Genomic DNA, 8,196 nt, shown 5'->3' on the forward strand with positions numbered 1-8,196 from the left:
TCTGCGCCAAACGCGTCATTGGCGCTGCCAATGGTTGCGCCGGCCGCTTCATAGGCACTGTCGACAACGCTGGCATTGACGCCGGCGCCGCTTTGTACAGTGACCTTATGACCCTGGCTGATCAGCTTCTTGATGGTTTCCGGGGTTGCGGCAACCCGTGTTTCACCGGTCTGGGTTTCGAGAGGAACACCAATGTGCACGTCAAATCTCCTGCGTGATCTTGTTGAGTAAACCCAGGCACTACGGATGAATGGGGGTGGCAAGGACGGCCGATCAGCACGATTGCGCCAAATCGGAACGATCAATCATTCGAACACTGGCAAAAGTCGATTCGTTTCGAGCCTGGTCGAGCGCTGTCAGCGGTCTGGTCGATGACTGCTGCGTAGTCGCAAGCGTTGCCGGTTTGTGACTCATTTCAGAGCCGCAACGCTCGTCGCTGGGTGGAACACCAAAGTACTCGCGATAGCATTTGGAAAAGTGGGGTGTGGACACGAAACCGCATACATACGCCAACTCAATGATCGACAATGATGTTTGCTTAAGCAGTTGTCGCGCTCGAACAAGACGTAACCTCATGTAGTAGCGTGACGGCGTACAGTGAAGGTATTTCTGAAATAGCCGCTCTAGCTGTCGACGCGACAGATCAACGTATTGTGCAAGGTTATCCAGGTCGAGCGGTTCCTCGAGGTTGGCCTCCATCAACGCAACGATCTCCTGCAGCTTGGGCTGATGAGTTCCCAACACGTGCTTGAGCGGAACGCGCTGATGGTCCTGTTCGTTGCGGATGCGCTCGTAGACAAACATCTCAGAGATGGCAGCCGATAATTCACGACCATGATCGCGACCGATCAGATGCAACATCATGTCCATAGGGGCCGTTCCGCCGGAGCTTGTGAAGCGGTTTCGGTCGAGGGTGAACAGACTCGAACTGATGCTGACCCGCGGAAAAGCTTCTTGCATGGCGGCCAGAAACTCCCAGTGCACACTGCACTCATAACCGTCGAGCAGCCCGGCTTTGGCCAGTGCCCAACTGCCCGTGCACACGCCTCCCAGCCGTCTGGATTGACGCGCCAGGGCTTGCAGCCAGGTAATGTGCTCGCGGGTAATCACGCTCTGGATTCCAACACCGCCGCACACGATTACAGTGTCCACCACCAATGGATTGCTCCACGAAGCATCCGGGGTGATCGGCACGCCATCACTGGCCCAGACAGGCTCACCACCGGGGCTGAACGTATGCCAGCGATACAGCTGTTGTCCCGACAACTGATTGGCCATGCGCAGGGGCTCTACGGCTGACGCCAGGGAAATCAACGTGAACTTGTCCAGTAGCAGAAAACCAACTGATTTTGTAGGGGTACTGTCGGGCACGGTGGATTTCGATGACATCGGGGGTCATGCCCTCACAAAGAGCGATTACGGACTGAGACACAGGAGCTTGTAATACCCCCAGCCTTGGCGCGCGGGGGGTATCAGGTTCGGCGCAAATACCTCCCTGGTTTTATCCCACCGACGTCGCCCTTGCATCCCGCGCAGGTTGACGCGATGTCACAAGACCGATAAAGGAAATCGCCAGCGCCAGTCCAATGGTCGAGCTCACTTCGCTACGGTGTTCCGGGGTGATCATCATCACCGCCAACGCTGCGCAAATGAACGCGATCACCAGCCATGTGAGCCAAGGGAACAGCCACATGCGAAAGGCCAGTTCGACATTCTGCCGACGTAGCATCCGGCGCATACGCAGCTGCGACACCGCAATGGCCAGGTACACCAGCAAGGCAATCGCACCGGAGCTGGCCAGCAGGAAGTCAAACAGCCCGGCGGGCATGAAGTAGCTCCACACGGTGATCGCTGCACCCAGCACGGTGCTGGCGATGACGGCTGCCCGCGGCACGCCTTCAGAGGAGGTCGCCTTCAGCGCCTTCGGCGCATCGCCACGACGGCCCAGCGAGTACAGCATGCGCGAGGCAATGTAGATCGAGGAGTTCATGCAGCTGGCCACAGCGATCAGTACTACGACGTCCACCATGAACTTGGCATGGGGAATGTTCATGATTTCCAGTGCGCGCTGGTAAGAACCTACCGAGGCCAACAGAGGATCGTTCCAGGGCACCACGGAGATGACCACGAAAATCGACAACAGGTAGAACACGCCGATGCGCCAAATCACCGAACGCGTGGCCTTGGCAATGTTCTGCGACGGGTTGTCGGATTCGGCGGCGGCGATGGTGACCGCTTCAGTACCAATGAAGCTGAACATGATGGTGATGAACGCGCCGACTACCGCCGACAGGCCGTTGGGGGCGAATCCGCCATGCTCGGCCATCAGTCCGCTCAGTCCGCTGACTTCCCGATCGGGCACCCAGCCCATCAGCACGGCAAAACCCACGCCGATGAAGCCGATGATCGCCACCACCTTGGCCATGGCGAACCAGAATTCGAATTCGCCGTACTTGGAGACACTGAACAGATTGGTGATCACCAACGCAATGATCGACACCAGGGCGAACAGCCAGGCATCGATCTGGGGAAACCACTGGTTCAACACATGGCCGGCGGCCAGTGCTTCGATAGGGATCACCAGCACCCAGAACCACCAGTAGAGCCAACCGATGGTAAAGCCCGCCCAACGTCCGATGGCCTGGTCGGCATAGGTGGAGAACGAACCGGTGTCCGGGTTGGCCACCGCCATTTCACCGAGCATGCGCATGACCAGAACGACGAGCAGGCCGGAGAAGAGATAGGCCAGGAGGACGGCCGGCCCGGCAGCTGCAATGGCATGTCCTGAGCCAACGAACAAACCGGCGCCGATGATACCGGCGATTGACAGCATTGTGACGTGACGAGGCTTGAAGCCCTGCGCCAATTGGCCACTCGAATCCTTGGAGTTCGGGCTAATCATTGGTTTTTTTTTCTCTACTGATCGACATTTAAGCGAATTGATAGGGGCACAGATCATCATCATTGTTGCCTGCCGGGCTTCCTGAAGGAGGCACCCTTCAAACGCTGCAGTTCTTATCAAACCCATCATCGCGATGTGGTTATTTCGATAAAAAGATGCGCCACCTTACCCGGCTTGTCCGATGATTCAATTACCTGATCACGCCACCTCCGTGTCTGATATCGACATATGAATACATTGTGTTCGCGGTTAAAACCAGTCAGTCACTAAGTGGCCAAAGGCAGTCATCTCCTGTTCGTTGAGAGTTCTTTTAATAAAGTAGCGTCGATCCTCGTGTTGGCGCCGATGCCGAATACACCCAGTTGCCGAGATGTCACTGACCCAGTCTGATTCCTCACAAATCGATGCCTGTGCTGGAATTGAGCTGATTTGGAGGTGGGTCGGTCTTGCGTCGGCACGTGGTTCAATTCGGCATCGGCGTCAACAAGGGCGTTTATTTCCACCAATACTCGATCTGAACCCCTACGTTGGAGCCTTGCAAGTCTGTACCAAACGCACCGGTATCAGACAGAGCCGATCCCGGAGATTGCAAGCTGGCGGCGCGTTGCGCAGCCTTGTTCCAGGTAGCGTAGGTGTAATACAGACGAAATTCCGGCCTGTCCCAGAATCCCGGGCCCTTCGGTGACCAAGTCGGCGCGATGGTGTACTTAGTGAGTTTTCGGGTACCGTCTGCGGCTTCAACCTGGTCGCGCCCAACTTCGGTGATCAACTTGAACTGATCCGTGAACGCATAAATTGGCCGAACACCAATGGATAACCAGTTCTGATCATCACCTTCAGGGCGCGTGTCTTTTTGATAGACCAGTTCAACTTGACCACTGAAAGCATGAGTCAACTGCCAATCGAAAAACTCCACGAGCCTCCAGCTCTTGTTGCTCTCATCCAGCGTGGTATCACCGGTGTAGCCCAATGCGGTGCCTGGCCCTCGGCCGTATTGAACAGCGAACTTGTTGACTCCGCCCAGAAACGCAACCTGCTTGTGCTGGGCAACCACCGACCAGCCCTGATGAGCATCCTCACGGCTCGGCTTGTCCAGATAACTGACGCCCAGTTGAACCTCGCCACCGGGATTTGTGTTGAATCCGCTGACGGTCACATCATGCCGGGTAACGAAATCCTTTTGGAAGACGTTGTCCTTGCGTGAGAGCACGTAGCTGTATTTCAGATCTCCCAATGCGACCTGGTCGAACCCAAAGCCCGTTGAGCTTTGGTTCCAGTAGAAGTAGTCGGAAATATTGATGTCGTTTCGGTTGTAGTAACGACGGCCCGCCCAGAAAGAACCGCCATTCAATGCCGGCATCTTGCTCCACTCTGCGTAGAGCTGACTCATCCGCGTATAGCCGTGCTCTCCGTCAAATTTGGGGGCATGGCCATACTCGTTGTTAAACTGTGCCATGCCTTCAACGCTAAGCGTTGAGCCGTCGTCCAGTGAAAGCAGATCCTGGCGCAAATCCAGCTCCAGATACTGCTCACATTCGTTGCCAAGGCGATATTTAGACTGCGCGCCGGGTAGCTGAAAACACGACTGTGTCCCTCCTTGAGTCGAATCTCCTACTCCGGTTCTGTAGTAGCCGCTGAAGTCTGTTGAATACGCATCAACGGGCAGAAAACCGGCAGCAAAAGACGCACCCAGAACTGCACTGAGAGTTTTAACGTTCATTCATGACACCTTTTGTTTTTTATATTTATTGGACAAGGTCAATAATGCGAGCTAGCACGCTAGCTCCACACACAAGTTCCCGAACGGGAAATAAGTTAAATCGAATAGAGAACGCACCGTATCGCCTGAGCCAAAGCATGAGAAAAATCCATGCAGTGCCAGGCGGAGTGACGAGGGTAAGCAAGCGATTACTTAACCAATAAGTTAGTTAGCCCTCCTTAAGTTTTAGCCTTTGGAGTGTATTTTCAGGCCATGCACTTGGAAGCCCAAACTACCTTAACCACGATGACGTCCTCGGAAGAAATCTATAAGGCCTTGCGTCGAGGAATCATCTGCCGGTTCCGCGTCATAGCGAGTCAGAAGGTTGTAGACGCTGTTGCCTAGCTCCTTGCCCAGTTCCACGCCCCATTGATCAAACGAATTGACTCCCCAAATGACACCCTGGACAAAGACCTTGTGTTCATAAAGGGCGATCAGCGCCCCAAGGCTATGTGGATTGATGATCTCAAGAGCAACGGTATTGCTTGGGCGGTTTCCGGGGATCACCTTATGCGGCGCCAGTCGTTCGATCTCACCGGATGAAAGGCCTTTGGCTTTTAGCTCTGCCTCAGCTTCAGCGCGGTTTTTGCCTCGCATCAGCGCTTGGCTTTGAGACAAACAATTGGCGTACAGCCATTCCTGATGGTCAGCCACTGGGTTGTGGCTGACCACAGGCACAATGAAGTCAGCTGGAATTAGAGGTGTCCCTTGATGCAACAATTGGTGGTAAGCGTGCTGTCCGTTACATCCCACGCCACCCCAGATTACCGGGCCTGTGGTGTAGGAGACTGGCGTGCCGTCATGACGAACACTTTTGCCATTGGACTCCATGTCCATCTGCTGCAGATGTTTAACGAAGTTGCGCAGGTTATGGTCATAGGGCAAGAACGCATAGCTTTGCGCACCCCAAAAGTTGTGATACCAAACGCCAAGTACCGCTAAAAGAACGGGAAGGTTCTGTTCCAATGGTTCATTCAGGAAATGTTGATCCATAGCGTACGCGCCGGACAGCAGTTCCTTGAAGTTGGCGATGCCAATGGCCAGAGCAATCGGCAGGCCAATTGCCGACCATAGTGAGTAACGGCCACCGACCCAGTCCCACATAGGAAAAATGTTTGCTTCACGGATGCCGAAATCCAGCGCGGCTTGACGATTACTCGTCACCGCAATGAAGTGGCGATATAGCTTCTCTTCCGTCCCGCCCTTGGCCAGGTACCAGCTTCTACAAGCTTGCGCGTTCTTCAACGTTTCAAGGGTACCGAAGGTTTTGCTGGAGATGATGAACAGCGTTGTTTCTACGTTCAGATCGGCCGTAACCTCTCGGAATTCATTGCCGTCGATGTTAGCCAGGTAATGGCACCGCACCCCATGCCGAGCGAAGGGCGCGAGTGCTTCAGAGACAAGCTCAGGGCCCAGAAATGAGCCACCAATACCAATATTTACGACATCAGTGATGACCTTATCGTTGTAACCACGCCAAAGATGACTATGGATACGACTCACAACGTCAGTCATCTGCGCCAGGGCACCATGCACATCGCGCATCAAATTGCGGTCATCGACCATCAAGGGTTCCCCCACTGGTCGCCGCAGCGCGGTATGCAGCACAGGACGCCCCTCGGAACAGTTGATTTTTTCTCCACTGAACATGGCATGCGCTGCCTGCTCCACGCCAGCCTCGCGAGCAAGGTTTACAAGCAATGAACGCGTCTCGTGAGTGATCAGGTTTTTGGAGTAATCCAGAAACAGCCCGCAGCCCGCCAGGGAAAAGTCCTGAAAGCGTTTACTGTCATCTCGAAAGGCATCGCGCATACTAAAGTTTTTCATGCTCTCCCGATGGTCGAGCAGATTGCGCCATGCCGGCAATGCAGTCACATCACTCGTTTTGTTGTAGTTATTCATGCCCAGTCCCTCTTTGCCAATACGGCCTGCGCCGTCTGAACCAACGATTCTAATGTGGAGGTTTTTTGCTTTCGCGAACGCACAAGTGCCCAGCAGCGATACGCGCTACAGTTTTAGTGACTACCCTTTATCGGACTGCGCCCACCAGATCGGCGCGCCCATGCAAACATGCACGACAAATAAAAACGAGCTACTGATCGTTCAGTTTAAAAGTTACTCAGGCGGCTGGACTTGGAAAAACAATTGCAATAATTCACGTCCGCAACCGCCAGATCATCAGGATAAATGCCTGAGTACTATTATTTGGGAAAGCCGCAAGAGTCTCGCTGAATTAAAGAGGGTTTCAATCGAAGCGTCTGGCATCGTCCTTCCGGTTGCTTGATACGCTTCAATAGAAGCTTCACCGCCTGTGCTCCAAGTTCCTCGAGAGGTTGCGCCATAACGGTCAGTCGGGGGCTAAAAGCATCCGCCCAATCGAAATCGTCAAAGCCGACCAGCGCGATGTCCTTCGGCACTTCAAGCCCTGCTGCACGCAGGGCCTGCATAGCACCAATGGTCATCAGGTTGTTGGCAGTCATGATGGCGGTCGGCGGCTGCTCCAGCGCCAATAAACGGCGAGTCGCTTCCATGGCCGGCGCAATCGCCGATTCACCACAGCAAACCAATTGCTCATCGTAGGCAATGCCTGCGTCAGCCAAGGCCGCACGGTAACCGTCAATTCGTTCAAGAGAAGAAGACTGGGTCAATCGTCCGGAGACCATCCCGATACGCCGATGTCCAAGTTTAATCAAGTGTGCAATCAACTCTTGAGAGGATTGCTTATTCTCTACCCCCACCTGATCGAAAGACGTCGACAGAAGTCGGTCGATGAGAACCGTGGGTATTTTGTTGGCCTTTAAGTAATTAAATACTCTATTTTCTGGATCATATTCCGAGGCCAGTACAATGCCGTCAACCCGTCTTTCATGCAGCGCTTTGATCGCTTTAAGCTCTTGTTCGGGATCTTTTTGCGTATTGACCAGAATCATCATCAAGCCGTTTTTCGCACATGCCGCTTCGATGGCACGTACTGTTTCACTGAAGTAATAGTTTGACAGCGTAGCAATCGCTACCCCTATAGCACCTGAAGAGGAGCGTGCCAGAGACCGAGCGAGCGAGTTTCGAATATAGCCTACGGACTCTACAGCCTGATTCACGCTACGAACGGTGTCCGGATGTACTTTGCGAGTACCGTTGAGTACATGGGATACCGTAGACATTGATACGTTTGCGGCCCGCGCGACATCACTCATCTTTGCGCCCACTGTGTACCACTCCTTTCTCACGTGAATTCATGGATAGCGCCGGGACCATGCCCGGCAGTAAGCCATTGTAAAGCTCACGACGAGAAAATGTGTCGCAAGCTCCAGGAATCGGTGCAAGGACAGGCGCGCAATATCGAGGAAGACCCAGCGAGGTGCGCTGCGCACCGATAGCGGGTGAGGCGAGACGATGGAATCCGCTATGCAGCATAGCCGGGCACTCCTTTTTTATTATTTTTACGACCACGTAGCGGACCGTTAACGGGACGCAGGGACGCTGTCGAAAAAAGCATAGCCGAGACGAAAGCGCTTGCGCAAGCGCTTTCCTAGGT

At 54.1% G+C, this 8,196-nt stretch carries 5 protein-coding genes and 1 pseudogene; all 6 read right to left on the reverse strand.

Annotated features, from left to right (window positions below):
* Nucleotides 1-200, reverse strand: a pseudogene (locus tag AC1DRN_RS29395) (NAD(P)(+) transhydrogenase (Re/Si-specific) subunit alpha); the annotation flags it as partial.
* Nucleotides 201-273: 73 nt separating this feature from the next.
* A complete protein-coding gene (gene gbdR, locus AC1DRN_RS29400; protein ID WP_223458732.1) occupies nt 274-1,389 on the reverse strand; it encodes a choline metabolism transcriptional regulator GbdR in 1,116 nt (371 codons plus the stop codon).
* 112 nt (nt 1,390-1,501) lie between these two features.
* Complete coding sequence (gene gabP, locus AC1DRN_RS29405; protein ID WP_108219393.1) at nt 1,502-2,902, reverse strand: GABA permease; 1,401 nt, start codon at nt 2,900-2,902, stop codon at nt 1,502-1,504.
* Nucleotides 2,903-3,395: 493 nt separating this feature from the next.
* A complete protein-coding gene (locus AC1DRN_RS29410) occupies nt 3,396-4,622 on the reverse strand; it encodes a maltoporin (RefSeq protein WP_223458734.1) in 1,227 nt (408 codons plus the stop codon).
* Nucleotides 4,623-4,898: 276 nt separating this feature from the next.
* Nucleotides 4,899-6,563, reverse strand: a complete 1,665-nt coding sequence (pgi, locus tag AC1DRN_RS29415) for a glucose-6-phosphate isomerase (RefSeq protein ID WP_223458736.1) — start codon at nt 6,561-6,563, stop codon at nt 4,899-4,901.
* Nucleotides 6,564-6,862: 299 nt separating this feature from the next.
* Nucleotides 6,863-7,867: a LacI family DNA-binding transcriptional regulator gene (locus tag AC1DRN_RS29420; protein WP_223458738.1), complete on the reverse strand. Its 1,005-nt coding sequence runs from the start codon at nt 7,865-7,867 to the stop codon at nt 6,863-6,865.
* Between the last annotated feature and the right edge of the window lie 329 nt (nt 7,868-8,196).

The organism is Pseudomonas sp. P5_B3, from assembly GCF_056400405.1.